This is a genomic window from Winogradskyella sp. ECml5-4, assembly GCF_036903175.1.
GTDB classification, from domain to species: Bacteria; Bacteroidota; Bacteroidia; order Flavobacteriales; family Flavobacteriaceae; genus Winogradskyella; species Winogradskyella damuponensis.
This window is the reverse complement of sequence record NZ_JAYJLF010000018.1, coordinates 32,309-59,091: the sequence shown is the minus strand read 5'-3', so window position 1 is coordinate 59,091 and position 26,783 is coordinate 32,309. Positions and strand designations below refer to the sequence as shown.

Sequence of the window (26,783 nt, the reverse complement as noted above, 5' to 3'; positions counted from 1 at the left end):
ATGGATTTTTATTGCTTACGTTTGAATTCGTGAATGCTATCGCATTTGCTAAAGCACTATTCGCTAATGCATTATTGTCTTTGGAATTTTGTAGGAATTATCATCTAATCCTTGATATATTTATGTAATGATAAGTCTTACTTATTATTTCTTAAAATCGTTGAGTCCGGCACTGTTGGATCTACACCGTTAAATGATTATTTGGGAGTGTAAATAAATAATTACGGGCATTAGTATTTTGCGCGCTAGTGAAGTATTTTTTTTGATCGAGGTATGATGTATAAGGATCTTAGCCTCAATGAAGAAAAACGTTCTTGAAAATCTATTTCAACTTCAAGTTCAGCCTTAATCTTTAATTATAACTAGGATTTTCTGGAGCATTAGACCAAATACTATAGTCGCCACCGAGTTCTAACATTTTATCGCGCCAAAAAGAATTACAAGGCTTTGATATAATTTCTTTATTGTAGATGTTTTCAGATACTAACCAAGCGTTAGATTCTAATTCGTTATCTAATTGCTGCTCATCCCAACCCGAATATCCTAAAAAGAAGCGAATATCGTCAGTTGAAATTTTTCCTTTATTTATTAAGTTGAGTACCACACTAAAATCTCCTCCCCAAAATATACCATTGGATATTTCGATACTATTTGGAATAAGCTCTGGTGATTTATGAATAAAATAGAGGTTATCTTGCTCTACTGGTCCGCCATTATATACCGGAAATTCAGATTCTGTTCCTTCAATAAGGTCTCTAAGGTTATAATCTAGAGGTTTATTTAAAATAAACCCAACTGAACCTAAATCGTTATGATCTGCTAAAAGAATCACGGCACGATTAAATGAAATATCTCCGATAATAGATGGCTCAGCAATTAGTAAATTGCCTTTTTCGGGTTTGTTCATTTTTAGTTTTCAGTTTTAAATATTATTAAATCTATGTTTTTTTTGTTAAAAAAACAACTTAATAGTAATATAAATGTGTAATAGTATATAATAAGATGTTCATTTTTAGGGTTGAAATTTTTTAAAAATTGGATAAAAAAAAACCTGCTCAATGAGCAGGTTCTGTATTTCAAACAAACAAAATCTTAGTTTACAGCATTACTTAAGTCAGAACCTGCCTTAAATTTTACTACATTTTTTGCTTTAATTTTGATAGTTTTTCCAGTTTGTGGGTTTCTTCCGTCTCTTGCAGCTCTTCTAGAAACTGACCAAGAACCAAATCCTACTAAAGATACTCTATTACCTTTTTGTAAAGATCCTTCGATATCAACTAATAAAGAGTCTAATGCTTTTTTTGCAGCTGCTTTTGTAATTCCAGCATTCTCTGCCATTCCGTTGATTAAATCTGTTTTGTTCATAAAATATTAAATTTAAATTGTTAAAAATTCGGTTTTAAAATTATTGTTCTTAAAATCCTTAGACAAAATTATTAGGAAAATTCAGCTACGCAAGTAATAGCAAGGGAAATACGGGTTTTTGTTAATAACTTAGGGCATTTGTTAATAAAGCGAGTGTATTTCATCGGATTTTTTGTAAAACCAATGATAATAAGGGTTTACAGCAGTTTTGCGGATTCAGAAAAATTAAACCCATTTAAAAGTGATTTTACATCCATCTTTCGCTTTCCAGGAAGTTGAATTTCTAAAATATTTAGGTAACCTCCTTGACATGCGACTTTTAGTTCATCTTTACTAGCGATTAATTGTCCTGCTTCAAGGTTGTGTGTTTCTTCTATTTTTTCGACACCATAAATTTTTATAGATAAAGGTTTTTTATCATCATTTTCTAAATAGCACCAAGCTGTTGGAAAAGGGTTTAAGCCTCTTATTTTATTATATATAGTGTTAATTGGTTGTGACCAATCAATTTTACAATTATCACGATTAAGTTTATATGCTGTTTTTAAGTCTTCGTTTTGGGGTTGAATGGTTGTGCTTACGGCATCTGCTTCTATCTGTTTAACGGTTTTAATAACTAGCTCGCTACCAATAGCCATTAACTCATCATGCAAATCGCCTACGGTTGTTTTATGGCCTATATGTGTTGCTTCACTTAAAATAACAGCTCCTGTATCAATTTTTTCATCTATAAAAAATGTGGTTACGCCTGTTTTTGTTTCTCCATTAATAATGGCCCAATGTATTGGTGCTGCGCCTCTATATTGAGGTAATAAGGAGGCATGAAGGTTAAATGTTCCGTATTCTGGCATCTGCCAAACTACTTTTGGAAGCATTCTAAAGGCTACAATAATTTGCAGATTGGCATTTAGAGACTTTAATTCTTCTAAAAAAGATTCTGCTTTTAAATTTGTAGGCTGTAAGATATTCAAATGATGTTCTAAAGCAAATTGTTTTACCGCAGATGCTCTTAGTTTTTGGCCTCGTCCTGCAGGTTTGTCTGGTGCAGTAATGACACCAACAACATTATATTTATGGTCAATTAAGGCTTTTAATGTGGCTACCGCAAAATCTGGAGTACCCATAAAAACAATTCGTAAGTCACGTGTTTTCGTCATACAAGTGTGTAAGTATTAGCTGGTGTTAGTTTAATTTTATTAAGTTCAATAAGTTCTGAAAGACTTTGTAATAATATTTTTTCAGAACATTTAATATGTTGTAATAACTGTCTTGAAGATAAGGTTTTTGTTTCTAAGGCTTTTGTAATTTGAAGCGAAACCATTTCAATTGAAACATTTTCTATGGGCGTTGTTTTAGCTATACAAACCGAACACTTACCACAAACATTGTTTGTTTCTTCTCCAAAATAGCGTAAGAGTTGTTGACTTCTACAAACGGAATCATTTTTAATATAATTTAAAACAGACTCAATCTGTTGGTGTTTTAACGTATGCTGCTGTTCTATAGTTCTTGCAATTGGGTTAATGGTTATATCATCTTCACGAGGTTGTAAGAAGGTAATTTCAGAATCTGTATTTGTCATCTGTAAACTAATGACCTCGTCTTTTTCTAACCTTTGTAATTGGGCTATTACTTGTTTTTCTGACAGATTTGCTTTTTTAATGATTAAACTGAGGTTTACTTTTGTTTCATAATCAAAAATACCTCCATAAGTTCTTAAAAGTACCTTAACCAAAATATTTAAATCTAGATGTGTTTCTAAGTATTTAAATAAAACAGCATTTGTGGTTATAAATTGAATTTTTGTTCTAAAATTAAATAGCTGGGTTAGTGTAATAATAGCATTTCGGTCTAACAGCAACAAAGCATTGTAAGTAATATTGGCATTTAACTTATATTGATTACAAAAGGACTTAAAATCGAATTGATGTAATGTGTTTTCTCCTTCTCCGTAAGAAATCTGAAAATAATTACATAACTTATTATACACTGTTTTTACAAAAGCAACAGAAGGTAAGGTGCTTAAAAACTGATTACGAAGACGGTCTTCATCTATATGTTGTTTTAAAATAATAGCATAAGATAATGTGCCATCTCTTCCGGCCCTTCCTGCTTCTTGATAGTAACTCTCTAAACTTTCTGGTAAATTAAAATGAATAACGGTTTTTACATTAGCTTTATCAATTCCCATTCCAAAAGCAGTGGTAGCAACCATAATCTGTTTTTGGCCATTAGCCCATTCGTATAAGCGTTCTTGTTTTTCTTTATTTGTTATACCACCATGGTAAAACGTTGAAGAAAAACCCTTGGCATTAAGAAAATTATGAATATCAGTTGTTGCTCTTCGGGTTCTAACATAGATGATAGAAGATCCATGGTGCTTTTTTAATAAATGTTCGAGTTGAAATAATTTATCATCAGTATGAATGACATTATAGGCAATGTTTGGTCTTGCAAATGAGGCTTTATATATATTAGGGGTTATAAAATCGAGATTTTTAACAATATCATTTACAACATTATGTTTTGCAGTAGCTGTTAACGCTATACAATTAACATGTGGATGCATTTGTCGTAATATTGAAATGTTTTTGTAAGCAGGTCTAAAATCATTTCCCCATTGACTAATACAATGTGCTTCATCTACAGCAATTAAGTTCACTTTCATTTGCTGAATGCGATCTTGTACCAAAGTTTGTTGCAAACGTTCTGGTGAGAGGTATAAAAACTTGTAATTGCCGTAAATACAGTTGTCTAGTTGTGTGTCTAAATCTTTGTAAGACATACCAGAAGCTAAAGCAATGGCTTTAATACCTTTAGCCTTTAAGGTGTTTACTTGATCTTTCATCAAGGCTATTAAAGGCGAAATAACAATACAGATGCCATCTTGTATTAGAGCAGGAATTTGAAAACAAATCGATTTTCCTCCTCCGGTTGGTAATAGCGCAAAGGTATCTTCACGGTTTAAAACCGAAGTAATAATGTCTTCTTGATACGGTCTAAAAGACGTATGATGCCAATACCGCTCTAAAACTTCTATAGGATGCATTACTGCAAATTTAAGGACTCTATAATAAAATTAGCCCTAGTTTTAACATTTCCAAAAGGAACATCAATTAATTGATAACCAAATCGCTTATATGTGTCTAATAAATGATGGTGGATTTCTATGGCTTCTTCAAAATTTTCGTAACGTTCACTATCGCTAGTAAAAATTTCTTGCCAAGGAGCTAAAATAAAAATGGCATCGTAAGTATAAGTTTCACATGCTTTCACAAAATGTTCAGGATAAGTATCTCCAATATAATCCATATATGCCAAAACATCGGGAATGCCCCTGTCTAAAAAAACAATAGGATTAGATTCTTTAGTGGCATCTTTAAATTGTTGCGTTCTGCCTTCTAACAGTTTTTCACTGAAGAGTAAAGGCTCTGTAAGAAATAGTTGTTCTATACCATCTTTTCTTGCTTGTAAAGTGATTTGCCTAGATATTTCATCATAACATAAAAAACCACGTTTTTTTAACTCATTAATAATAGTGGTTTTTCCTGTACCAGGACCACCTGCGATGACAATTTTTTTTGGACTCAAATTGGTATTTTTTTTGAAATAAAACAGAGGATAAAAGTAAGGTAATAAAAATAGAATATAAAAATCCGTTATATATTTTGACTTTTTTTAAGTTGCAAATTGTATCGAGAATAGATTTAATCTTTAGTTTTTAAGTTTTAAACGTATCTTTACATCTGAAAAATTTCATTATGGATAATTCTAAAAAAACAGACGCGTTTTACGAAAAATTAAAATCACAACTTTACGATACAGCCCTTTGGCCTTCGGAATACTTATACAAATTTATTATACTATCTGAAGGTTCAGGAGTTAATCATATTGAAGCCCTTTTTGATAATTTAGGAGCTGTTATTACGACTACAGAATCAAAGAATGGAAAATATACTAGTGTATCTATAAACGTTAGAATGAAAAATCCCGAAGCAGTTATCGCTAAATATAAGGAAGTCGCCGAAAATGTTGAAGGAGTAATTTCCTTATAAAATTTCTATTAAGCTTCGTATTTTTTTGTACTTTGCAACAAAACCTAAAACGACTACAGGTTTTACAAACTATACACTACACATTTTACAATTTTGATTGACGATTTAGAATACAACACAGAGCGCGAGCATTTAATTATACCTGAATATGGACGTCATCTACAAAAGATGATTAATTATGCTAAGTCTCGCGAAACAAAAGAAGAACGTAATAAAATAGCCAAAGCAATTATAGCTGTAATGGGAAATCTACAACCACATTTAAGAGATGTGCCAGATTTTCAGCATAAATTATGGGATCAATTGTTTATTATGGCCGATTTTGATATTGATGTAGATTCACCTTATGGCGAACCTTCAAAAGAGGAAATACAAGCAAGACCAGAGCCTTTAAAATACCCACAAAACCATCCTAAATACCGTTTTTATGGTAATAATATAAAAACAATGATAGATGTTGCTGTTGGTTGGGAAGAAGGTGATCTAAAAGAAGCTTTAAAGTTTACGATTGCAAATCACATGAAAAAGTGTTTCCTTAATTGGAATAAAGATACCGTTGAAGATGCTGTAATTTTTAATCACTTGTATGAGCTTTCTAATGGAAAATTAGATCTAAAAAATAATGAAGAAGATTTAAGTGATTCTTCTAGTTTGATGCGTGCCAAGTCTAAATATGGAGGTAAAAACAATTCAAACAAAAAGAATAATCATTCAAATAAGAAAAAATATTCTAATAACAGAAAACGTTACTAAAACGTATGAGTACATTTAAAATTGAAGGCGGTCATCAATTAAAGGGGAAAATTCAGCCTCAAGGAGCAAAAAACGAAGCTTTACAAATCTTATGTGCAGTACTTTTAACTGCCGAAGAAATTAAGATAGATAACATTCCAGATATTATTGACGTAAACAAACTTATTGCTTTATTAAAAAAGCTAGGGGTTAAAATCAATAAATTAGGAAAAGGGTCTTATACCTTTAAAGCAGACGAAGTAAATCTAAAATATTTAGAATCTGCAGAGTTTAAAGAAGACGGAAAAGGATTACGAGGTTCTATTATGATTGTAGGTCCATTATTAGCACGTTTTGGAAAAGGGTATATACCCAAACCAGGAGGTGATAAAATTGGTCGTCGTCGTTTAGATACCCATTTTGAAGGTTTTATCAACCTTGGAGCAAAGTTTCGCTATAATAAGGAAGATTTGTTTTATGGAGTAGAAGCAGAAAAACTGAAAGGGACATACATGCTTTTAGATGAAGCTTCTGTAACTGGTACAGCTAATATCGTTATGGCTGCTGTTTTAGCAGAAGGAACAACAACTATTTATAATGCCGCTTGCGAACCGTATTTACAACAACTTTGTAAAATGTTGAATCGCATGGGTGCTAAAATCTCTGGTGTTGGTTCTAATCTGTTAATTATTGAAGGTGTTGATTCATTAGGCGGAACAACGCATAGGATGTTACCAGATATGATTGAAATTGGTAGTTGGATTGGTTTGGCTGCAATGACAAAAAGCGAATTAACCATTACAAATGTAAGTTGGGATGACTTAGGTCTGATACCAAATGTATTTAGAAAAATAGGTATTACAGTAGAGCGCCAAGGTGACGATATTCATATTCCTGCACATACAGAGGGTTATGAAGTACAAAGTTATATTGATGGCTCTATTTTAACCATTTCAGATGCTCCTTGGCCAGGATTTACACCAGATTTGTTAAGTATTATTTTAACGGTTTTAACACAGGCGAGAGGAAGTGCAATTGTACATCAAAAAATGTTTGAAAGCCGCTTGTTTTTTGTTGATAAATTGATAGATATGGGAGCAAAAATTATTCTTTGCGATCCACATAGAGCAACTGTAATTGGTCACGATTTTAAATCGACATTAAAGGCAACAACCATGACGTCTCCAGATATTAGAGCAGGAGTTTCTTTATTAATTGCAGCATTATCTGCAAAAGGAACATCTATAATTCATAATATTGAACAGATTGATAGAGGTTATGAAAATATTGATGAGCGTTTAAGAGCTATTGGAGCAAAAATTGAACGTGTAGACGGTAATTAACCCTTTTTAATTAAAGTATATAAAAAAGCTTCAAGTGTATATCTTGAAGCTTTTTTAGATTTAGGATATAAATACTATTTTACATGGTATAAAAATATTGCTCACTTGTAATTTTGCCGTCTTTTACTTCATATACGCAAACTTCCTCCATTTTTTGCCTTCCGCCTTCTTTAAATGTACAGTCAAAGTCCATTTTTGCTGTAAAAAAATTACCAGCTACAAGAGGGTTACTAATACTACTGGCGTGAATATTTTCAACACTATCAATCCATTCTTTACTTTTGTTCCAAACATTTTGCTTTCCGGTTACAACTTCACCAGGCATACCAGGCATTTCTTTGCTCACTACATTTTCTGCATAAAGCTCGTTAATGCATTCTAAGTTTTTGCCTTTCTCACACATTTCTTTCCATTTTTTTGCAACTCCCCAAGTATTCATAATGTTCTTGTTTTTGAATTAGTGCTTTAAAGTTAACAAAAAGTTTGAAGTAATATCTTATTTTTTAGCCATTAAAATAAAAAGCCCTGAAGACTAGTCAGAGCTTTTAAAATTGTTTGTTGAAATGGTTATTTCGGTTTAAGACCTTAATAGTCTTATAATTAGTAACGCATTTTATATTGTTTTATTGTTTGAAGGAATTAAAATTTTAATTTAAAGCAGATTTATATGTTTCTAAGCAGCGTTCTCTTGCAATTTTATGCTCTACTATAGGAGCTGGATATGTTAATTCCTGAAAATCAGGAACCCACTTTTTTATATATTCTAAATTTTTATCAAATTTTTGAATTTGAGTTGTTGGATTAAAAATTCTAAAATAAGGGGCTGCATCTACACCGCAACCAGCAACCCATTGCCAATTACCAACATTACTTGCCATTTCATAGTCGTGTAGCTTTTCTGCAAAGTAAGCTTCTCCCAATCGCCAGTCTATTAATAAATGTTTACATAGAAAGCTACCAACTAGCATTCGTACTCTATTGTGCATAAAACCAGTTTCATTTAATTGGCGCATGCCTGCATCTACTAAAGGATATCCTGTTTTGCCTTCGCACCATTTTTTAAACTCGTCTTCATTGTTTCTCCAATCTATGCGATCGTATTTTGGTTTAAAGGCGTTGTCTATAGTATGTGGAAAATGCCAAAGAATTTGCATAAAAAATTCACGCCAAATCAATTCTTGCCAAAAGATTTCATTCTGTTCTGCAATTGCTTTTTTTATTGTTTTTCGGATGCTAACAGTTCCGAATCTTAAATGTGGTCCTAAATGTGAAGTCGCATCTTTTGATGGAAAATTTCTAGTGGCTTCATAATTTTGAATTAAAGTAGGAGTGAGAACATAAGGTAAAATCTTTTGGTTAGGTTTTTCAAAACCAATATCTGATAGACTAAGATTAGGCAACCTACTATGTGTAATTAAATTATCTAAATGTGAATTGGTATCGTAAATTTCTAAGTCAATAGTCTGAAACTTTTTTTTCCAAGTCCGCATATAAGGTGTGTAGACCAAATAAGGATTTCCGTCTTTTTTTACAACTTCATTTTTTTCAAAAATAACCTGATCTTTATAGGTGTTAAGTTTAATAGAATTGGTTTCTAATAAAGACTTGATTTTATGATCACGTTCTGTTGCATAAGGTTCGTAATCGTGATTGGTATAAACTGTTTCAATTTCATAGTCTTTAATTAACTGTTTAAATATTGTTTCAGGTTTACCTTTAAAAATGGCAATACTACTATCGTGTTCATCTTGTAATATTTGTCGCATCGATTGAAGCGTTTGATGAATAAATGCCACGCGAGCATCGTTTTTGGCTAATTTGTTTAATATTTCAGTATCAAATATGAAAATGGGAAGTACCTGATGTTCGCCTCTTAAAGCCTCATAAAACCCAAGATTGTCATCTAATCTTAGGTCTCTTCTAAACCAAAATATATTTGTTTTTTTACTCATTTAAAATGCCGATTTAATTTTTAATTGAAGGCTGTAAAAGTTTGTTTTTTGTGCTATAAATTAGTTTCTAACCTTTATGTTTTCCAAATAATTCTTCTAATTTTTTGGTTCTGTAATTAAATATCTCTTCCAATTTTGGCTGCACTAAAAACGGATGCACGATTTGCCCTAAAATTCCCAATGGTAATTTATAATCTATAATATCTTCCATTTCAACTCCACCTTCAATTTCTTTTATAAAATGCTTATGATGCCATAGAGCATAAGGCCCAAAGCGTTGTTCATCTACAAAATATTCAAGATTTTTAACATGTGTAATTTCTGTAACCCATTTAGTTTTAATACCTAAAACGGGTGTGACAATATATTGAATAATTTGTCCCGGAAACATTGGTCTGTCTGCTCCAGAAAGAATGTTAAAACCCATATAATCTGGAGTAATCACTTTTAGATTTGCAGGACTGGATAAAAACTCCCAAGCTTGTTCCACTGAGATTGGTAGGTTTTGTTTTTTATGTAAAGTATATATTTTCATGATATGTTATAGGTGTAGAAAACTAGTAGAATTGTGTCTATAAACACAAGAGTGAAATGACGTTCCAATTAATTATTAAAAACAACGTAACCATTTAAGGAGGTTGCAATACAGAGCCAAATAATATAAGGAAGTAATAGGTATTTTAACTTACTTAATTTATCATCACAAAACGTGATAAAGAAATATGCTATGACTAGTGTTAATAATGTAATATTGATTAAAGCTAAGTTTGTGAGTTGTTGATTAAAGAATATGTAATTCCAACTTACATTTAAAATCACAGCAATAGTATAAACAAATATTACAAATTTAGAATTTCGAATTGTAAATAAATAGCTTAGGTATGCCGAAAAGCAAATCATAATCAGTGTCCAAGTCGCTCCAAAAACCCAGCCAGGAGGTGTCCAAGGTGCTTTATTTAAATTGGTGTACCATTCGCTTGTAACAGCATCTCCCATAAACCAATTGCCAAGAGCAAGTCCGCCAAAATTAATAATTAGAAATAATATGAAAAGGTAGATTTTTTTCAAGGTAAGATTATTTTAATTTATCAATTTTATCAGCAATTAATTGAGCTTCAGTATATTTTTTGTCACTTTCAGCTCTATTTGTTGTAGAAAGCTTATGCCATTCAGCCATAAGTTTTTCATATTGTTTTTGAAGTTTTTCCGCCTCCGATGTCTTTTTAAATAATCCGAACATAGTAATCTATTTTAAGTATTTTATGAGTCTTGAACTTGTAGGACTTGTGATAGAATAGTAGTAATTTAAAAATTCACCATTGTCGTCTATTAAATATTTTTGAAAATTCCACTTTACGGTAGAATTTTGTTTACCGTTAAGAGGTTTTTTAGTCAGCCAAGCATATAAAGGGTGTTGATTCTCACCCTTAACGGCAATTTTTTCAGTAATTAAAAATGTGACACCATAATTAATTTTACAAAATTCTTGTATTTCGTTAGGGGTTCCTGGTTCTTGTTTTCCAAATTGATTGCAGGGCACTCCAATAATAATTAATGTGTCTTTGTAGGTGTCTTGTAAATGTTGTAAATCTTTATATTGTGATGTAAATCCGCATTTAGAAGCGACGTTTACAAACAGCATTTTTTTACCTTTAAATTGTTGTAAATTTATAGGCTTACCTTGTAAACTGTTAATTTTTATATCGTAAAGTGATTGTGTTGCTGTTGTCATCATTTTGATAAGGTGTTAATGATATAGTTACTTTACGTAATGCTATTTCTATAATTTGAAACTTACAATGCCACAATCCATTTCAAATATTTGACCTGATAGCGATGCTGCTTTGTCGGATAACAAAAAGGCAGCCATACCAGCAACTTCTTCGGGTTGTAAGTACTTTTTTAGTGGGTGGCGCTCATTCATATTTTCAATCATACGTTCGTTACGTAGTAATTTTGAGGCCAATTCTGTATGTGTAACAGTTGGAGCAATAGCATTAACTCTTATTGCAGGTGCTAATTCTGCACCTAAGGACTTTGTTAAACCTTCAACAGCAGATTTTGAAGCAGCTACACTGGCATGAAAGGGCATACCTAGTTTGGCAGCAACAGTACTAAAAAGTACAATTGAGGGTTGCTTTCCACTTTTTAAGGCTGGTAAGTATTTCTGAATTGCTCTGACAGCTCCAATAACATTGATTTCAAAATCATTTTTAAAATCGTCTACAGTTAATCGGTTAATGGGTTTTAAGTTGATGCTTCCTGGACAATACACTAAGCCATCTGCTATGTCTATTTCTGGTAGTTCATCTTTAAGAATATCACAGCTGTAATGTATTACATTAGGGTAGGATTCTTCTGGTGCTGTTCTGCTGATGTTTATAATTTCATCATAAAAAGAAAGCAAAGCTATAACAATTGCCTTGCCAATACCTTTGCTTCCTCCTATAATTACTAGCCTCTTCATTATTAAATTATGAAGCGGTTAGTGGCCTTCCTTTTAAACGTTTTTCGATTTTTTGTTTTATAACCGTAAGACGCTTCATTAAATCCATAAGTTTAGCATCTTTCTTTTCTTTATATAATTCGTTTACCTCTAAAATTAGGTCTTTAGCCTCTCTCGCTGCTAAAATTCTGTCACTTGTTGTTTTGAAAGAAAATTTTCTGTTTTCAAATTCTATAGCTCTTTCTAATGTTCCCATAGCTTAATTGTTTATATAGTTTTGTAATTCTAAAATTTTTGAAGCGTTATTAAATTCGCCTCCATAATATGTTGTCACTGTAGCAGATGTGTCGTCTTTAATGCCTCTAGATGATACGCATAAGTGTTTTGCATCTATAATTACAGCAACATCTTCGGTTTTTAAAACCGCTTTAAGTTCGTTTGCAATTTGATTTGTTAAACGTTCTTGAACTTGTGGACGTTTGGCATAATATTGAACTATTCGGTTTAATTTTGAAAGTCCAATAACCTTTCCAGATGATTTATAAGCTATATGTGCTTTTCCAATGATTGGCACAAAATGATGCTCACAATTTGAGTAGAAGGTAATATTTTTTTCTACTAACATCTGATTATATTGATATTTATTATCAAAAAGTGCGATTTCAGGCTTATTTTTAGGATCTAAACCTGAAAATATTTCTTCAACATACATTTTTGCAACACGATCTGGTGTACCTTGTAGCGAGTCGTCTGTTAAATCGAGACCTAAGACATCCATTATTTCTGAAAATAATATTGAGATACGTTCTTTTTTCTCTGTATTAGACATTTCAAAAGCATTAGCTTTCATAGGTGTGTCTAGACCTGTAAATAAATGGTCGTCACCTATATCATCAATACTGAGCTTTTGACCATTGGTTTTGGAAATTGTTTCTGTAATCATAGAATCTTTTTAATGTGCTGTCTTTAAGTACTCCAAACTTAAATCAAAGCACGTGTTAACGTTTTGAAATAGAGTTGTTTGTTATTATTCTTTGTCTAGAGCATTTAAATCTGCCTTCGTCAAACGTTCTTTTTTTACTGTGTTTAGTTGCTCTTCCTTGAACTCTTGTTCTCCACAATCTAAAACTGCTTGGTTTTAATTCTTTTCGCATTAAATTAATAACCTCTTGTTCTTTTAGCCCAAATTGAAACGTAATAGCGTCAAATGGTGTTCGGTCTTCCCATGCCATTTCAATAATCCTATCAATTTGTCTAATATCTAAATTCATTACCTCTAATAAGATAAACGGTTTTATTTAATAATTGTTATCTAATATTACGGTTAGAATCTCATATGTTAATTTCAATTTCTATACCAAAATTAAATATTGTCAATTTTGTCAGTTGCGATACTTTTATAGTTCTGCTAAATACTACTCAGTATAGTGTCTCAAATCTACAAAATGTTTAACGTTTTAACACTATGTCTAAACAAAAATTAACAGAGTATTAGCGTTTTACACGTTTTATAGGTGGTAATATGTGATGAAATTGTTAAATATATGTCGTTTTAATATACGAGAACTTTCGTCAACGGCACATATATTTCAAGATTTATTAGCTAAAGCATTAATCATACCATTGAAAACAAAGGCGTGAAACGGTAAGACCATATACCAATATAAACGTCCCCAAAGTCCTTTTGGTCTAAAAACAGCTCGTTGATAAAGGATGCCTTTAACAATCTTAAATTCTAACCAAGCTTCGCCAGGAAGCTTCATTTCTGCAAAAAGTAATAGGCGCTTTTCTTCTTTATCGGCAAGTAATACTCTCCAAAAGTCAAGAGGATCTCCAGCTTCTAAATTGGTATCGTGTGTGCGTCCTCGTCGTAATCCAACACCACCAAAAATCTTATCCATATACCCACGGATGCGCCATAAGCCATTAAAGCTATACCAACCATTACGTCCACCAATACTCCAAATTTTGTTGAGGGTATATGCTTCGTCTTTTACAGGACGATGTCTTAAGTCTTCGAAACAACCAAACTGAGGCAATTCTATATGCTTAGATAATTGATCTTTAAAAACACCACTGCTTACAGCATCTTTCCAGCTCGAAATCACTGCATTTTGTTCAATTTTTTGAAAAGCTAAATCTACAGCTGTTTTGTAAGCCATTGGTTCAATCTGTATATGATCATTGATGTCGCTAGGTTTACCAATGACTTCCACTTTCATACTATCTACCAATGCCGAAGCCAATTGAAAAGAGGTTGATGTTACAAAATACAGCCAAAACGATGATAGTTTTGGAGACAGAACAGGCAAGGTGTAGATGTAACGTTTTAAGCCTCTAACTTCCGCAAATTGAAGTAACATTTCTTTATAAGTTAAGACTTCAGGACCAAAAACATCATACGCCTTATTATAAAGTTCGGTTTTACCTAGTGCACCAGATAGATAGGTGAGGATATCTCTAATGGCTAATGGTTGTGTTTTAGTGTTTAACCATCGTGGTGTTACCATTATAGGTAATTTTTCTACAATATCTCTAATAATTTCAAAAGACGCACTGCCACTACCAACAATAATACCTGCTCTAAATGTGGTTAGGGCATAGGTTTTAGAGCTTAAGGTTTGTTCTACTTGAAGTCTAGATTTTAGGTGCTTAGATAGTGAGTAGTCATTTACAATACCACTTAAGTAAATTACTTGTTGGCAATTGGTAGACGCCATTAAATGTTTAAAATTTAACGCACAACGTTCTTCTAAAGTTTCAAAATTATTAGACGATGTTGCCATAGAATGAATTAGATAATAGGCAGCATCTATATCTTTTGGAATTTGAACATGGTCAGGTTCTAAAAAATCAACCTTTATAAAAGAACAATTTGGATGGTTTTGTAATTCGTCTGGAGTTCTATTTAAATCGCGGACACAACAAATCAATTCATGCTTTTGTTCTAATAATTGAAGCGCTAATCGTTTGGCTATATAGCCCGTTGTGCCAGTGATGAGTATGCGCATTATAGATTGGTTTTTACGAATTGTTGCATCTAAAGATTTTTGAAATTATTTATCTTAATATTTTGAGCCTTAAGGTCGAACATTAAATTGTAAAGTCCAAAGAACGTTCTATTGATATAAATAAAATGTTTAGAACCTCGGTTTCCGTTCATATTTCTTAGTTCTGTGCTTTTAGAATAGCGCTGACCCATTTCTGTAATTTGATAAAAAAATGCAGGGTCTGAAAAATCAAAGCTTTCAGAGTGAAAAGGTTGAGTAAATAAGCTTAATAGCTCGTGAAACATTGCACTAAAGAATTTGATTTCTTCTTCAGAATCATCTTGTCGTAAAATTTCAAGTTGATAAAGTTTCTCGGTAAACCGTGTTGGATTTTCGATACAAGTTTTGTCTGCTAATTCAAAATAAGGAACGTAAAAATCCTCAGGAATCATCTTCATACATCCAAAATCTAAAGCAATAAGTTTAGCGTCTTCAGCGATTAAAAAATTTCCAGGATGAGGATCGGCATGTACTTTCTTTAACGTATGAATTTGAAACATATAGAAATCCCATAATGCCTGACCCATTTTATTTGCTTTAACTTGATCTGTATTATGTGCTGTAAATTCTGAAAGGTGTTCTCCTTTCATAAAATCCATAGTAATAATGCGCTCAGATGAAAATGCTTCGTAATACTCTGGGAATTCTAAATTTGGAATATGTTTACAAGCTTCTGCAATTTCTTTACTCTGCGCAATTTCTAAAATGTAATTGGTTTCTTCGGTGAGTTTGTTTTCAACTTCTTTAAAATACTTGTCGGAGTCTTTTCCTTTAATATTAAACATCTTAATAGCAATGGGTTTTACCAAAGCTAAATCTGATGCTATACTTTCTGCAACTCCAGGATATTGGATTTTCACAGCAAATTTTTTCCCATTCTTTTCCGCCATATGAACTTGGCCTATACTGGCAGCATTTACTGAAGTTGCGTTGAAAGTGTCAAAAATGTCTTCGGGATGTTTTCCAAAGTATTTTTTAAATGTTTTTATAACTAAGGGAGGAGATAGTGGTGGCACAGAGAATTGTGACAATGAAAATTTCTCAACATAAGCCTGTGGTAAAATGCTTTTCTCCATGCTTAGCATTTGCGCTACTTTTAAGGCACTACCTTTTAGTGTTTTAAGACTGTCGTATATATCTTCTGCGTTATTTTGATTAAGGCGTTCTTTGGCATCTTCTTTAGAATTTACCATTTTGTCGCCATAATACTTTAAATAATTCACACCAACTTTAGCTCCAGTTGAAACTAATTTTGAAGCTCTAGATATTTTGGTCATCGGAATGCTATCTATTGTTTTCATCTAGTTGGAGTGTATTTTTTCTTTATATAAGAATTTACCAAAGTCAATAAGACTTTTTAAAGGAGTGGTATCTATTAAATCAAAACTTGCCTGAACTGACTTTTCGATAAACACATCTGTTTTTTCAAAGGCTAGTGAAGTGTCATCTAACCAAAATTTTAGGGTGACTAATAATTGAAACCAAGCGGATTCTTTGAGACCTCTGTTTTTTAATTTTTCGAGTTTTTCTTCCTTAAGATCAATGGTTTTAATGTCTAAATGATGAATGTAATTGGTAAAGCTCTTCTTTAAGTGTGATAGCGTTTTTAGGGACTTTAATTGGTTTTTATCTGTGTTTAAAGCATGGACCACATAGCTTCTATTGGCCGTTAATATTTCAAAAAACGTATAATAAAAACTGAGGAGTTTGTTTCGTGCATCAAAAGATTGATAGTCTTCGCTTTTTTCTAAAACAGCTAATGTGTTATCAAAAAATATTTTGAATATGGATTGTTCTAAAATTTCGAAGGAACTAAAGTATTCATAGAATTTTTGTTCTTCAAAATTGTGGTCTTTAGCAAAGGCATATACCGAACTGGGTTTGTGATTATGTGTTAGAACATAATCCATGTAAAAGGATATAAGATCAGATGCTTTTATGTTTTTCTTTTTTGCCATTGTAATTAATTTACAATGTAAAGATACGTTATGTTTAATTATTTTGCATTATGGTTAAACAAAATTTAACACCAATTTCTGATACTTTTGCGTTTTGTTACGTTGTTTGAGGTAAATAATATTTTTTACGCAACCAAAATGCGACTCTAACCAAGAGAATTAAAGCGGGTACTTCTACTAAAGGACCAACAACACCAGCGAAGGCTTGACCTGAGTTTAATCCAAAGACAGCGATGGCTACAGCAATGGCTAGTTCAAAATTATTTCCCGCAGCTGTAAAAGCTATAGCGGCTGTTTTATCGTAAGTTGTTCCCATGGCCTTACTGACAAAAAAGCCAATAATAAACATTAGCGTAAAGTAGATTAATAAGGGAACCGCAATAATGAGGACATCCATGGGGATTTCTACAATTAACTCGCCTTTAAGTGAAAACATAACCACGATGGTAAATAACAAGGCAATTAGGGTCATTGGTGAAATGGCTGGTATAAATTTCTTAGTATACCAGACCTCACCTTTGAGTTTTACCAATATTAAGCGTGAAAGGATACCGAGTAAAAACGGAATACCTAAATAGATCGCTACACTTTCGGCAATCGTAACAATGGAAATATCTACAATAGCTCCTTCAAAACCAAAATAGGGTGGGAGTACCGTAATAAATAGGTAAGCATAGAAACTATAAGCAAAGACTTGAAAAATACTATTGAGAGCTACAAGACCTGCTCCATATTCACTACTACCTTCAGCTAAATCGTTCCAAACTAATACCATGGCTATACAACGAGCCAAACCAATAAGGATTAAGCCAACCATGTATTCAGGGTAATCTTGTAAGAATGTAATCGCTAAGATGAACATTAGTACTGGGCCAACAATCCAATTTAAAACTAAAGATATAGATAGAATTTTCACATCTTTAAACACCTTTGGTAATAAGGCATAATTAACTTTCGCCAATGGAGGATACATCATTAAAATTAAACCAATGGCAATAGGTATATTGGTAGCTCCGCTACTGTAAGATTCTACAAGCTCTGGAAAAGATGGAGCAAAAAAGCCAATACCAACTCCAATAGCCATAGCTATAAAAATCCATAAGGTAAGATAGCTATCTAAAAAGCTTAATTTTTTTTTGATTGCAGTCATTGTAATTAGTTTACGATGTTAGAAAACACATATTTTAGTTCAGTAGCAATTTGAAGGCTACGCTCGTTATATTTTTCTAATTGCTGAGGCGTATTATCAAAAGCTTTAGGGTCTTCATAGGTTATTGGAATTCGTTTTTCGGCACCAGCAATAAATGGGCAACCTTTATCTGCGTTAGAGCAGGTCATAATTGCAGTAAATTCTGAAATTGGATTAAACTGAGCATCAAATGTTTTTGAAAACCCAATAACAGGATGTGCGTTTTTAGAATATTTGATACTGTAAACCGGATTGGTTCCGTTAGAAAGCATTTCAATTTTAAATCCTGTGTTTTCTAAAGTTTTTGCAACCATTGGAAATAAGGCTGTAGCTTCTGTTCCGCCAGAATAAGAGTACACATTATCTATTTCAAAATAGGACGCCATTACTTGTGCCCAAACTTGAGATAAATGGCTGCGACGGGAATTATGTGTGCAAATAAAATTTAAGTTAACCCTAGATTTATTAGTTACTTTTAATTGTACAAAATCTATAAGTGGTTGTAAAATAGTTTTGCGTTCTTTGGAAATAGAATTTGTATTTAGCTGTTCTATTTGGGTTTTAATAGGTTGGTATAGCATAGCTTTTTACGAAATATTAACGATTAACAACATCCTGAACCAGGCGCACAAGACGGAGCTTCTTTTTGTAATTCTGATAGTTTAAGTTTTGGTTTCTTTTCAGGAATACCACATTTGTCTTTAGCTAAACAATCTGTCAACTTTGTCGTCAATAAAAAATGTGTGCCATCAAAGTCTAAACCATATTTTCCAATCGTGTCACCTTGGTATTCGACTTCAATTTCTAAGTCTTCAATGTTTAAGACTTTTTCAGAAAGTTCAATAATGCTTAGTAGTTTTTCAGGGTGTAACCTATGGTCGTAATCGTCTGCTTCCCAAAGCTGAAAGTTGGCTACGTTTTCAGTTCTTACGGTGCCGCCACAATCAATAAAATGCTTCGATATTTTACCGACTTCTGTTACATGAAAGTGATTTGGTACTAAAGTGCCGTTTGGTAATTGAAACGCTATAGTGTCTAAGGTTTGTAATTTTGATTTAATTTCTGATAATTTCATAAGGCAATATTATATTTAACAACAGTTATTGTTTTCATTTATATCTTGATTAAGGAATACAGAAAGTACGGTTTTCATCTGTGACCAATTATCTTTATCAATACAGTAACAAATGCTGGTGCCTGTAATGTTTCCTTTTATAAGTCCTATTTTTTTTAACTCTTTTAAATGCTGAGAAATGGTAGGTTGTGCTAAACCAATTTCATCAACCAAATCCCCACAAATACAAGAATCTATTTTAAATAAATGCTGAAGAATAGCCACTCTCGCCGGATGACCAAAAGCTTTAGCGATACTTGAGAGCTCATTTTGTTCTGGAGTGAAAATTTCTGATTTGGTTAAACCCATAAGTCTTTATATTATTATATTGCAATATTACGATTAATACTGTTATTATCCTAAATATTGCGTGTTAAGAAATCGTTATTAAGAATGTTAGTTTTCATTTTAAGGATTCCTTAACATTTATAGCATAGCTTAAGTTGTAATTTTACAACAGTTAAAAACAAACACTTAACACTATAAAAAATGAAGAAATTAGTACTATTTACATTTGCTTTAACTTTAATGTTTTCGGTAAATGCACAAATTAAAACACCACAACCAAGTCCTTTTACAAAAGTTGAACAAGTCGTTGGTTTAACAGATGTTACTTTAGAATATTCTCGTCCAAGCATGAATGGGAGAACTATTTTTGGAGACCTTGTACCTTATGGTAAATTATGGAGAGCAGGAGCTAATAAAAACACAATGGTTACATTTAGTGATGACGTAGTTGTTGCTGGTAACACTTTAAAAGCTGGTGCTTACGCTATTTTTATTACACCTTCTGAAAAATCTTGGGAGGTTATTTTCTATACTGACACTAACAATTGGGGAGCACCAAAAACTATTGATGCTGCAAAAGTTGCTGCAAAAGTGAAGATTGAAACCATGCAGTTACCAATGAAAGTTGAAACATTTACGATTACTTTTGATAATTTAAAAAGTGGTTCTGCAGAATTAGGGTTTATCTGGGAGAATACTATGGCTAATTTAAAATTTGAAGTTCCAACTGCTAAGACAGTAGCGGCTTCTATTGAAAAAGCAATGGCAGGACCATCAGCTAACGATTATTATGCTGCAGCGGTTTATAACTTATCTGAAGGAAAAGATTTAGAACAAGCTAAAGAATGGATGGATAAGGCGATGGCTATGACTAAAGATCCTAAGTTTTACCAATTGAGAAAACAATCATTATTGTATGCTGCTCTTGGAGATAAAAAGAAAGCAATTTCAACAGCTAAAGAATCTTTAGCTAAAGCAGAAAAAGCAGGTAATGCTGATTATATAAAAATGAATAAAGATTCTTTAAAAGAATGGGGAGCTAAGTAATTTACTAGCTATCAGACATAAAATAACAAACGCAGCTTTTGGATTACTTATAGTAAACAAAAAGTTGCGTTTTTTTTGTTTGAATTGATGTTGGTTAAGATCTAAGGCTATTATTAAAAAAGTGTTGTGGCATTCTTAACTTGCTTTAGAATAGGGAAACTTAGCCTTGGTTTATTCTTGTCATCCTAAAAGATAAAAGTACTATCGTAACATAAAACTATAGACTAAAAGTTTTAACTTTTTCTAGGTTTTATAAAGGCGCTATAGTGAAGAATTAAAATTTAGAACAGTAGATAAGTCAGATGTAAATGTAAACGTAATAGCTTATAGGACTAATTATACGGCTTTTTTTGGTAATAGCATTTGTAATAGATGGGCAATTGTAATGACAACAATACAACCAAATAAATTCAGCCATAAGTAAGGCATCCAATCTAGCCACCAGCCAATAACGACAATAGCCTGTGTTATTAGTGCACCAAAAAATACAGCATTCCCTTTTATATATTTAAAGAAGAAAGCGAGTAAAAAGATACCCAAAACATTGCCGTAGAAAATAGAACCTATAATATTAACAAGTTGAATTAGATTCTCAGCAAGATCTGCAAAACAAGCAATAATAATGGCTACAATTCCCCAACCAAACGTAAACCATTTGGTCATTTTTACCATGTGTTCTTCACTTTTGTCTTCCTTTTGATTTCTGCCGTATAAATCAATAGACGTAATGGTTGCCAATGCGTTAATTTCTGAAGCTGTTGAAGACATTGCTGCAGATAATATAACAGCTAATAATAAACCAATTAAACCTGTTGGTAGGTTATTTAAAATAAACCTAATAAACATGTAATCTCTGTCGTTGGTTTGTGTGTCTTTAGCGGCATCTTTGTATAGTGCTGTAAGTGCAGCCGATTTTGTGATATATGCTTCACTTTTAGGGTTAGACTTTAAAGCGTCAACTTCACTTTTAAGCTTATTGTATGCTATGGTATAATCAGAATCAATAGCTTTTTTTATTAAAAACTTTGATTCAGAGCGGTAGGTTTTTTCAATACTGTCTAATTGAAATAGTTCGTTTTTTAAACTGTCATCAGTGCTTTTAGATAATGCCAAACTCACTTTTTGTTTTTCAGTAAATAATGCGGCTTGTTTATCTTGAAGCCTTCTGTAATCGTCACCAAATTCAGAAACTAAAACAGTCTGTTCAGATTTGTCTATAAAGTTTAAGGGCGAAGGATTAAATTGATAAAACACAAATACCATTACACCTACAAGTAGTATAAAGAATTGCATTGGTACCTTTAGCATACCATTAAACAATAAGCCCATTTGCATTTCTTTCATAGATTTACCAGAAAGATAACGTTGCACTTGACTTTGGTCTGTGCCAAAGTAGGAGAGCATTAAAAATGTACCTCCAATTAAACCAGTCCAAACGGTATATCTATTTTCTAAATCGAATGAAAAATCTAAGACTTTCATCTTTCCTGTAGCGCCAGCAATATCAATGGCGTCTATAAACGAAACTTCTTCTGGGATTAAATTAATGATGATAAACAAAGCGGCTATCATTCCTGCAAAAATGACAAACATTTGTTGTTTTTGTGTTACGGTTACGGCTTTTGTTCCTCCAGAGACAGTATAAATAATAACTAAAACACCAATAATGATGTTAAGGGTAATAATATTCCAACCTAAGACAACAGAGAGTATAATAGCAGGAGCAAAGATGGTAATTCCTGCTGCAAGACCTCGTTGAATTAAAAAGAGAATGGCTGTAAGACTTCGGGTTTTAAGGTCGAATCGATTTTCTAAAAACTCGTAAGCTGTGTAAACTTTAAGTCGATGATAGAGAGGGATAAATACCAAGCAAATTATAACCATGGCAATTGGAAGTCCGAAATAAAACTGGACAAAGCCCATGCCATCAGAAAATGCCTGACCTGTTGTAGAAAGGAATGTAATTGCACTTGCTTGAGTTGCCATTACAGATAGACCAATGGTCCACCATTTAGAAGTATTACCTCCTTTTATGTAATCTTGTGCATTTTTTCGACCTCTAGTTTTCCAAGTTCCATAACCAACAATCGTGGCTAAAGTTGCTATTAAAACCGTCCAATCAATCCAATCTAAAGTTTGCTGCATTATATGTTTTTATGCGAATGAAGCGGTAATAAAGTAAAATAAGACAATGTAAAGTGCATTTGCTATTAAAACAGCAGTATACATTTTACTCCATTTTTGCTTTGGTTGTGGTTGGTTTTGGTTGCGCATCTTTTTAGTTTTTAGTTAGTTGTTAGGGGTTTGTTATCTAATATTAGCTAAAAATCATCAGTTTTTAAATGACGGTTTATCGGCTTTTTCTGCGGATAGTAAGTTAGCAAAAATTCTGAAAGCACCCGACACTCCAGCAGGAAATTCTCTAAAAAAACTTAAACCTGTATAAATATAGTTGCCTTTACCGTATTTAGCAACCAATAGTGCTCCCTTTTTTGAACTTTCGCCTTTGTCGTTTGATGCCAGTAATGGTGTGAATTCTTTAGACCATTCATTAGGAAAATATAAGCCGCGTTCTTGTACCCAACCTTCAAAATCTTTACTCGTAATTTTATTTGGAAAGTTTAAGATTGGATGATTTGGTTCTAAGATTTGAATGGCAGCATTTTCATCCGTAACTCTGTCTCTAGACAATTTTAAGTTATAAGGCGCTAAGTTATCTATTTTAATACCTCTACTGGTATTGTATTGAATGATTAAATTACCACCTTCTTTTACGTACTCTAACAAGAATTTTTGTTTAAACTTTAAGTCTTCAACAATGTTATAAGCTCTAATGCCAACAACAATAGCATCAAAATTAGTTAAGTTTTCTGGTGAAATTTGTTCTGGTTCAATAATAGTCACATTATAACCAATTTGTCTTAAACTTTCAGGGACTACATCTCCAGCGCCTTCAATATACCCAATGTTTTTACCTCGTGTTTCAATGTTTAACCTTACGACTTTACTTTCACTTGGCATTAAAACCGTTTGAAATGGTATGTGAGCATAATCGATTTCTATGAGTTCATCGGTATAAAATTCACCATCAATATTCACCATTGGTGTAATTAAACCTTCGCTTTGGTTTTTTGGAGGTATAACTGTAAATACCACTTTTTGAATATCATCTTTATTGGCGATTTCAACTTTTTGCTTTTCTGGATAGACACTCCAACCTTTAGGATATGCCATTTGTACATAACCTTCAATATTATTCTTTCCAGCTTTAACAGTAACTTCAATTTCTTTTTGTTGGTCGTTTTCAAAGATGAAAACCTTATCACTTATACTTGCTGAAACTATTGGAATAATTTCGAAAGGTCTATATAATTCGCCTTTATCTGGTTTAGAATAACGATAAATTACAGGTTTTCTAATGCTTAAAGGTGTGCCTTCAATCATTAAGTTAAAATCAACAAAAACGGCTCTTGGTGTTTCTGGTAAACCGATTAAATTTTGGTTTTCCACGTTATACATGCCTAAGGAGCTTTTTTTGTTTAGCCAATATGGTGTTGTGTAATTTTTATTGTTTGAAATTGTTATGCTTTCTTCAAAGTTTAGCTTTTGGTTTGAAGCCAAAGTTATATTTTTAGTAATGCCTCTTTCTAATGTTGAAAGGCTATAAGAGACCAAATTAATATTGGCATTGCTTCGGTTTAAAACTTCCATATCTAACGTTACATTAGAATTTGGTGCTGCATTTGGGGTTTTAGCTGAAACTTCCAGGTACAATCCAGAGCAAGCTTCGATAATTGTTTTTAATTCTTTTGTTTTAACGGTTTTCCAGTGCTCGTCTTTTACATTTTGAAGCAATTTATAAGCTTCTAAAAGTTGTGGTAAATGTGATGCTGGGTTTTTAAAGTTAAAATGCGTTTCTACCAACTTTAAAATGTTTCCAATGGCCTTTCCGCCTTCAATTCTGTTCCAAGACACATCTATTCCAGAGAAGATATCTTCATTTTTTTGAAGTGGTTCACCTTTTAGAAACTCAATATATTCTTGTTGAGAGCCTCGTTGTGACAAACGTCCAAAACCTTGACATAAATGTTGACTACTTGCCAAAGCCGCCACTTCGTTATTAGACATGCCTTTGCTTGGGTAATAAACACCAACGTCAAAATTTATCATATTGCTTTTGTCTAATTTGTCAAATTCTTCTTGACTTCCGTATCTCCACCAAGAGGTATTGTAAAATAAGCGTTTAGGTTGCCACGTTTGGGTTAATTCTAATTGTGAGGTGTATTTAGAAGCATCATTTGCTAAATCAAAAGCTTCCATACTTAACATGGCCGAAGCGGTGTGATGACCATGCGTACGACCAGCTCTTCTATGATCAAAACGGTTAATAATAATATCGGGTTTAAATTCACGAATAGCCCAAACAACGTCTGATAATACATCATCTTTATTCCAGATTTCTAAAGTTTCGTCTGGATGTTTAGAATATCCAAAATCATTGGCTCTGGTAAAACGTTGCTCACCACCATCAACACGTCTTGCGGCTAACAATTCTTGGGTTCTAATAACGCCTAAAAGTTCTCGGATTTCTGGACCAATAAGGTTCTGTCCTCCATCTCCTCGAGTTAACGATAAATAAGCTGTACGTGCTTTAACTTCATTAGACATATAAGAAATTAAACGCGTGTTTTCATCATCAGGATGTGCTGCGATATACAAGACGGATCCTAGAACGTTGAGCTTTTGAACCGCTTCGTAAATTTCTGAAGAATTGTATTTTTTAGGTTGTTGCGCTTGTAATGAAACGATGGAGCTTATAAAAAGCAATAGACAAAGTCTAAGTTGGTACATGAGGTTATTAGTTAGTTTCGTTTCAAATATAGAAAAGTTAGTAGGTTCTGAACTTTGTTTTAGATTTTTTTAACGTTGCGATTAAGATACTAACGCTTTAGATAGAAACGGTGACAAATGTCTCAATAATGACTCCTATAGACTTTAATTTTTAGGTGTCACATGTTACATCATCCCAATCAGAACTCATGTAGTTAATGAGCCAATTGAGCGCATAATGTCTTTCATAGACAATTCCGTTATGAATTTCTGTAATTTCTTTACCGTTTATTCTAGCATCTACACAAGCCCAATCCATTCTGTAGTAGAGGTCATTAGCGTTTAGTATTTCGGTTTTACTTCTAACCTCTGTTTGTGCATTAATAAAGTCGTTTGGATTTTTATCTGGACCAATTGGGTAGTTTTCGAATGGAATATTGTTTAAATCGGCCATCTGATTTGGGAAACCAAGATCGTCTACAATTTTTAATGCCCACATTAAGGTCCAAATGCACTCACATTTCCATGTTTCTTGGTTTTTCTTTTGGTCAGTAGGATTCTCTAGAAATGATTTTTCATCAGGAGTTACTATATCTAGTAAATCAAAATCAGTAATCATTTTTAGTGCGTCTTCACCTGAAATATTATTAAAAGCAACCAAATTGGTAATGGTTAAAATGGTTACTCTTTGTGCTATTTCTTTTGCCGTTCTTATGGTGGTTGCATTTTCACTTTCTATAAAAGGAAGGTTGGCGTTAATTTTTATGTGGTGATTTTTTAGGATGAGTTCACTTTCTTCTTTTCGAGATTTTTGGTCTTCTGTGATTTCTTCTATTTCACCATCATAATATTTAGAATCTATGGCAACTTTAAGCTCTGTTATTTCACAATGTCCGTTTAAATCAATAATTAAGTTTAGGTGTTTGTCTAAAAAGTGTTGTCCATCTGCTTTAGAAATTATGGTTTGCGGTTGAGCGAAAACAATCGCGTCAAATTCATCTGCTAATTGACTAATGATGTCTTTAAGGTTTTTGGTTTTACCTTTTTCTTGAAAAATTGAAAACTCAGAATTAAGGGTTTGGATTTTTCTTAAAAATAAACTTTTAATATTTTCATTGGTTGTAGGAAGGGAAGACGCAAAGCCATAAAGTCCTTTTAAATTCTCGTTAAGCGGGCAGTGTTCTGTATCGCTGATTTGATAATCAGGTTGAAGCCGTTCTCTGTATGAAATTTTTACAATGTGGTCTGAAGAGAACAGGCCTCCTTTTGTTTGTATTTCTGCGATTTTAAAGCCATCTAATTCTGAAAAGGTGATTTGTCCTTTAGGAATATTAGTTTTTAAAATAGTTATGATTTTATCGAAGCCTAATTGGTGTGCGTATAATGTGCAGATCATTCTATTTAATTTTTAAAG

General features: G+C 32.6%; 29 protein-coding genes. 4 read left to right on the top strand and 25 right to left on the bottom strand.

Going from position 1 to position 26,783, the window contains the following annotated elements:
• Positions 1 to 352: 352 nt before the first annotated feature.
• The 5 genes from VDP25_RS15745 to VDP25_RS15725 form a co-directional block, all read right to left on the bottom strand.
• Positions 353 to 907 carry a YqgE/AlgH family protein gene (locus tag VDP25_RS15745; RefSeq protein WP_215925223.1) on the bottom strand — a complete coding sequence of 185 codons (555 nt, stop codon included), beginning with the start codon at positions 905 to 907 and terminating at the stop codon, positions 353 to 355.
• Between the two features lie 185 nt (positions 908 to 1,092).
• Positions 1,093 to 1,365: an HU family DNA-binding protein gene (locus tag VDP25_RS15740; protein ID WP_179006479.1), complete on the bottom strand. Its 273-nt coding sequence runs from the start codon at positions 1,363 to 1,365 to the stop codon at positions 1,093 to 1,095.
• Positions 1,366 to 1,562: 197 nt separating this feature from the next.
• The gene (gene fmt, locus VDP25_RS15735; RefSeq protein ID WP_334471364.1) at positions 1,563 to 2,522 is read right to left on the bottom strand and encodes a methionyl-tRNA formyltransferase; all 960 of its coding nucleotides are present in this window, start codon (positions 2,520 to 2,522) and stop codon (positions 1,563 to 1,565) included.
• Positions 2,519 to 4,414, bottom strand: a complete 1,896-nt coding sequence (locus VDP25_RS15730; protein ID WP_334471362.1) for a RecQ family ATP-dependent DNA helicase — start codon at positions 4,412 to 4,414, stop codon at positions 2,519 to 2,521. Before VDP25_RS15730 ends, fmt begins: the two co-directional genes overlap by 4 nt.
• Positions 4,414 to 4,956, bottom strand: coding sequence for an AAA family ATPase (locus VDP25_RS15725; RefSeq protein WP_215925220.1), 543 nt, complete (start codon positions 4,954 to 4,956; stop codon positions 4,414 to 4,416). The genes VDP25_RS15730 and VDP25_RS15725 overlap by 1 nt, the downstream gene beginning before the upstream one ends.
• A gap of 170 nt (positions 4,957 to 5,126) precedes the next feature.
• Between VDP25_RS15725 and VDP25_RS15720 the strand changes: the two genes are divergently transcribed.
• From VDP25_RS15720 to murA, 3 genes are all read left to right on the top strand, one after another.
• A complete protein-coding gene (locus VDP25_RS15720; RefSeq protein WP_334471360.1) occupies positions 5,127 to 5,420 on the top strand; it encodes a DUF493 family protein in 294 nt (97 codons plus the stop codon).
• Between the two features lie 93 nt (positions 5,421 to 5,513).
• Entirely contained in the window at positions 5,514 to 6,173 is a 660-nt protein-coding gene (locus VDP25_RS15715; protein ID WP_334471358.1) for a DUF4290 domain-containing protein, read from the top strand.
• Between the two features lie 5 nt (positions 6,174 to 6,178).
• Positions 6,179 to 7,495 (top strand): UDP-N-acetylglucosamine 1-carboxyvinyltransferase, encoded by a 1,317-nt coding sequence (murA, locus tag VDP25_RS15710; protein ID WP_334471356.1) that lies wholly within the window; start codon positions 6,179 to 6,181, stop codon positions 7,493 to 7,495.
• Between the two features lie 79 nt (positions 7,496 to 7,574).
• Here murA and VDP25_RS15705 read toward each other — a convergent pair whose 3' ends face one another.
• From VDP25_RS15705 to VDP25_RS15625, 17 genes are all read right to left on the bottom strand, one after another.
• The gene (locus tag VDP25_RS15705) at positions 7,575 to 7,934 is read right to left on the bottom strand and encodes a nuclear transport factor 2 family protein (RefSeq protein WP_215925216.1); all 360 of its coding nucleotides are present in this window, start codon (positions 7,932 to 7,934) and stop codon (positions 7,575 to 7,577) included.
• 208 nt (positions 7,935 to 8,142) lie between these two features.
• Positions 8,143 to 9,447 carry a cryptochrome/photolyase family protein gene (locus tag VDP25_RS15700; protein ID WP_334471354.1) on the bottom strand — a complete coding sequence of 435 codons (1,305 nt, stop codon included), beginning with the start codon at positions 9,445 to 9,447 and terminating at the stop codon, positions 8,143 to 8,145.
• Between the two features lie 67 nt (positions 9,448 to 9,514).
• Positions 9,515 to 9,982, bottom strand: coding sequence for an SRPBCC family protein (locus VDP25_RS15695; protein ID WP_334471352.1), 468 nt, complete (start codon positions 9,980 to 9,982; stop codon positions 9,515 to 9,517).
• A gap of 68 nt (positions 9,983 to 10,050) precedes the next feature.
• On the bottom strand, positions 10,051 to 10,515 hold the full coding sequence (locus VDP25_RS15690) for a TspO/MBR family protein (protein ID WP_334471350.1): 465 nt from the start codon (positions 10,513 to 10,515) through the stop codon (positions 10,051 to 10,053).
• Between the two features lie 7 nt (positions 10,516 to 10,522).
• Positions 10,523 to 10,687: a Lacal_2735 family protein gene (locus VDP25_RS15685; RefSeq protein ID WP_334471348.1), complete on the bottom strand. Its 165-nt coding sequence runs from the start codon at positions 10,685 to 10,687 to the stop codon at positions 10,523 to 10,525.
• Positions 10,688 to 10,693: 6 nt separating this feature from the next.
• The gene (locus tag VDP25_RS15680; RefSeq protein ID WP_334471346.1) at positions 10,694 to 11,182 is read right to left on the bottom strand and encodes a glutathione peroxidase; all 489 of its coding nucleotides are present in this window, start codon (positions 11,180 to 11,182) and stop codon (positions 10,694 to 10,696) included.
• 45 nt (positions 11,183 to 11,227) lie between these two features.
• Positions 11,228 to 11,914: an SDR family NAD(P)-dependent oxidoreductase gene (locus VDP25_RS15675; RefSeq protein WP_334471344.1), complete on the bottom strand. Its 687-nt coding sequence runs from the start codon at positions 11,912 to 11,914 to the stop codon at positions 11,228 to 11,230.
• 7 nt (positions 11,915 to 11,921) lie between these two features.
• The gene (locus VDP25_RS15670; protein WP_334471343.1) at positions 11,922 to 12,149 is read right to left on the bottom strand and encodes a hypothetical protein; all 228 of its coding nucleotides are present in this window, start codon (positions 12,147 to 12,149) and stop codon (positions 11,922 to 11,924) included.
• A 3-nt stretch (positions 12,150 to 12,152) separates the two neighbouring features.
• A complete protein-coding gene (gene folE / locus VDP25_RS15665; protein WP_334471342.1) occupies positions 12,153 to 12,836 on the bottom strand; it encodes a GTP cyclohydrolase I FolE in 684 nt (227 codons plus the stop codon).
• A 55-nt stretch (positions 12,837 to 12,891) separates the two neighbouring features.
• Positions 12,892 to 13,164, bottom strand: a complete 273-nt coding sequence (locus VDP25_RS15660; protein ID WP_334471340.1) for a TIGR03643 family protein — start codon at positions 13,162 to 13,164, stop codon at positions 12,892 to 12,894.
• A 318-nt stretch (positions 13,165 to 13,482) separates the two neighbouring features.
• Positions 13,483 to 14,904, bottom strand: coding sequence for an SDR family oxidoreductase (locus VDP25_RS15655; RefSeq protein WP_334471338.1), 1,422 nt, complete (start codon positions 14,902 to 14,904; stop codon positions 13,483 to 13,485).
• Between the two features lie 29 nt (positions 14,905 to 14,933).
• Positions 14,934 to 16,244, bottom strand: coding sequence for an ABC1 kinase family protein (locus VDP25_RS15650; RefSeq protein ID WP_334471336.1), 1,311 nt, complete (start codon positions 16,242 to 16,244; stop codon positions 14,934 to 14,936).
• Positions 16,245 to 16,901: a TetR family transcriptional regulator C-terminal domain-containing protein gene (locus tag VDP25_RS15645; protein WP_334471334.1), complete on the bottom strand. Its 657-nt coding sequence runs from the start codon at positions 16,899 to 16,901 to the stop codon at positions 16,245 to 16,247. It abuts the gene before it with no gap.
• Positions 16,902 to 16,998: 97 nt separating this feature from the next.
• Entirely contained in the window at positions 16,999 to 18,051 is a 1,053-nt protein-coding gene (arsB, locus tag VDP25_RS15640) for an ACR3 family arsenite efflux transporter (protein ID WP_334471332.1), read from the bottom strand.
• Positions 18,052 to 18,056: 5 nt separating this feature from the next.
• Entirely contained in the window at positions 18,057 to 18,671 is a 615-nt protein-coding gene (locus VDP25_RS15635; protein WP_334471330.1) for an arsenate-mycothiol transferase ArsC, read from the bottom strand.
• Positions 18,672 to 18,694: 23 nt separating this feature from the next.
• Entirely contained in the window at positions 18,695 to 19,165 is a 471-nt protein-coding gene (locus VDP25_RS15630; protein ID WP_334471328.1) for a DUF6428 family protein, read from the bottom strand.
• 15 nt (positions 19,166 to 19,180) lie between these two features.
• Positions 19,181 to 19,513, bottom strand: coding sequence for an ArsR/SmtB family transcription factor (locus VDP25_RS15625; protein WP_334471326.1), 333 nt, complete (start codon positions 19,511 to 19,513; stop codon positions 19,181 to 19,183).
• A gap of 180 nt (positions 19,514 to 19,693) precedes the next feature.
• Between VDP25_RS15625 and VDP25_RS15620 the strand changes: the two genes are divergently transcribed.
• The gene (locus VDP25_RS15620; protein WP_334471324.1) at positions 19,694 to 20,539 is read left to right on the top strand and encodes a DUF2911 domain-containing protein; all 846 of its coding nucleotides are present in this window, start codon (positions 19,694 to 19,696) and stop codon (positions 20,537 to 20,539) included.
• 336 nt (positions 20,540 to 20,875) lie between these two features.
• Here the strand turns inward: VDP25_RS15620 and VDP25_RS15615 are convergent, their stop codons facing one another.
• The 3 genes from VDP25_RS15615 to VDP25_RS15605 all read right to left on the bottom strand — a co-directional run bounded on the left by VDP25_RS15615 (position 20,876) and on the right by VDP25_RS15605 (position 26,765).
• A complete protein-coding gene (locus tag VDP25_RS15615) occupies positions 20,876 to 22,684 on the bottom strand; it encodes a sodium:solute symporter (RefSeq protein ID WP_334471323.1) in 1,809 nt (602 codons plus the stop codon).
• 186 nt (positions 22,685 to 22,870) lie between these two features.
• Positions 22,871 to 25,390, bottom strand: a complete 2,520-nt coding sequence (locus VDP25_RS15610; RefSeq protein ID WP_334471320.1) for a PIG-L family deacetylase — start codon at positions 25,388 to 25,390, stop codon at positions 22,871 to 22,873.
• A 151-nt stretch (positions 25,391 to 25,541) separates the two neighbouring features.
• Positions 25,542 to 26,765, bottom strand: a complete 1,224-nt coding sequence (locus tag VDP25_RS15605; protein WP_334471318.1) for a DUF4272 domain-containing protein — start codon at positions 26,763 to 26,765, stop codon at positions 25,542 to 25,544.
• Between the last annotated feature and the right edge of the window lie 18 nt (positions 26,766 to 26,783).

Bases quoted from the DNA above. Each gene is read 5' to 3' on its own strand.
- VDP25_RS15685 (WP_334471348.1), bottom strand. From the start codon at position 10,687: ATGTTCGGATTATTTAAAAAGACATCGGAGGCGGAAAAACTTCAAAAA.
- VDP25_RS15630 (WP_334471328.1), bottom strand. From the start codon at position 19,165: ATGAAATTATCAGAAATTAAATCAAAATTACAAACCTTAGACACTATA.
- VDP25_RS15675 (WP_334471344.1), bottom strand. From the start codon at position 11,914: ATGAAGAGGCTAGTAATTATAGGAGGAAGCAAAGGTATTGGCAAGGCA.
- folE (WP_334471342.1), bottom strand. From the start codon at position 12,836: ATGATTACAGAAACAATTTCCAAAACCAATGGTCAAAAGCTCAGTATT.
- VDP25_RS15695 (WP_334471352.1), bottom strand. From the start codon at position 9,982: ATGAAAATATATACTTTACATAAAAAACAAAACCTACCAATCTCAGTG.
- VDP25_RS15635 (WP_334471330.1), bottom strand. From the start codon at position 18,671: ATGCTATACCAACCTATTAAAACCCAAATAGAACAGCTAAATACAAAT.
- VDP25_RS15720 (WP_334471360.1), top strand. From the start codon at position 5,127: ATGGATAATTCTAAAAAAACAGACGCGTTTTACGAAAAATTAAAATCA.
- VDP25_RS15670 (WP_334471343.1), bottom strand. From the start codon at position 12,149: ATGGGAACATTAGAAAGAGCTATAGAATTTGAAAACAGAAAATTTTCT.
- VDP25_RS15745 (WP_215925223.1), bottom strand. From the start codon at position 907: ATGAACAAACCCGAAAAAGGCAATTTACTAATTGCTGAGCCATCTATT.
- VDP25_RS15650 (WP_334471336.1), bottom strand. From the start codon at position 16,244: ATGAAAACAATAGATAGCATTCCGATGACCAAAATATCTAGAGCTTCA.
- VDP25_RS15730 (WP_334471362.1), bottom strand. From the start codon at position 4,414: ATGCATCCTATAGAAGTTTTAGAGCGGTATTGGCATCATACGTCTTTT.
- VDP25_RS15705 (WP_215925216.1), bottom strand. From the start codon at position 7,934: ATGAATACTTGGGGAGTTGCAAAAAAATGGAAAGAAATGTGTGAGAAA.
- VDP25_RS15680 (WP_334471346.1), bottom strand. From the start codon at position 11,182: ATGATGACAACAGCAACACAATCACTTTACGATATAAAAATTAACAGT.
- VDP25_RS15645 (WP_334471334.1), bottom strand. From the start codon at position 16,901: ATGGCAAAAAAGAAAAACATAAAAGCATCTGATCTTATATCCTTTTAC.
- murA (WP_334471356.1), top strand. From the start codon at position 6,179: ATGAGTACATTTAAAATTGAAGGCGGTCATCAATTAAAGGGGAAAATT.
- VDP25_RS15615 (WP_334471323.1), bottom strand. From the start codon at position 22,684: ATGCAGCAAACTTTAGATTGGATTGATTGGACGGTTTTAATAGCAACT.
- VDP25_RS15620 (WP_334471324.1), top strand. From the start codon at position 19,694: ATGAAGAAATTAGTACTATTTACATTTGCTTTAACTTTAATGTTTTCG.
- VDP25_RS15605 (WP_334471318.1), bottom strand. From the start codon at position 26,765: ATGATCTGCACATTATACGCACACCAATTAGGCTTCGATAAAATCATA.
- VDP25_RS15655 (WP_334471338.1), bottom strand. From the start codon at position 14,904: ATGCGCATACTCATCACTGGCACAACGGGCTATATAGCCAAACGATTA.
- VDP25_RS15610 (WP_334471320.1), bottom strand. From the start codon at position 25,390: ATGTACCAACTTAGACTTTGTCTATTGCTTTTTATAAGCTCCATCGTT.
- VDP25_RS15625 (WP_334471326.1), bottom strand. From the start codon at position 19,513: ATGGGTTTAACCAAATCAGAAATTTTCACTCCAGAACAAAATGAGCTC.
- fmt (WP_334471364.1), bottom strand. From the start codon at position 2,522: ATGACGAAAACACGTGACTTACGAATTGTTTTTATGGGTACTCCAGAT.
- VDP25_RS15700 (WP_334471354.1), bottom strand. From the start codon at position 9,447: ATGAGTAAAAAAACAAATATATTTTGGTTTAGAAGAGACCTAAGATTA.
- arsB (WP_334471332.1), bottom strand. From the start codon at position 18,051: ATGACTGCAATCAAAAAAAAATTAAGCTTTTTAGATAGCTATCTTACC.
- VDP25_RS15660 (WP_334471340.1), bottom strand. From the start codon at position 13,164: ATGAATTTAGATATTAGACAAATTGATAGGATTATTGAAATGGCATGG.
- VDP25_RS15740 (WP_179006479.1), bottom strand. From the start codon at position 1,365: ATGAACAAAACAGATTTAATCAACGGAATGGCAGAGAATGCTGGAATT.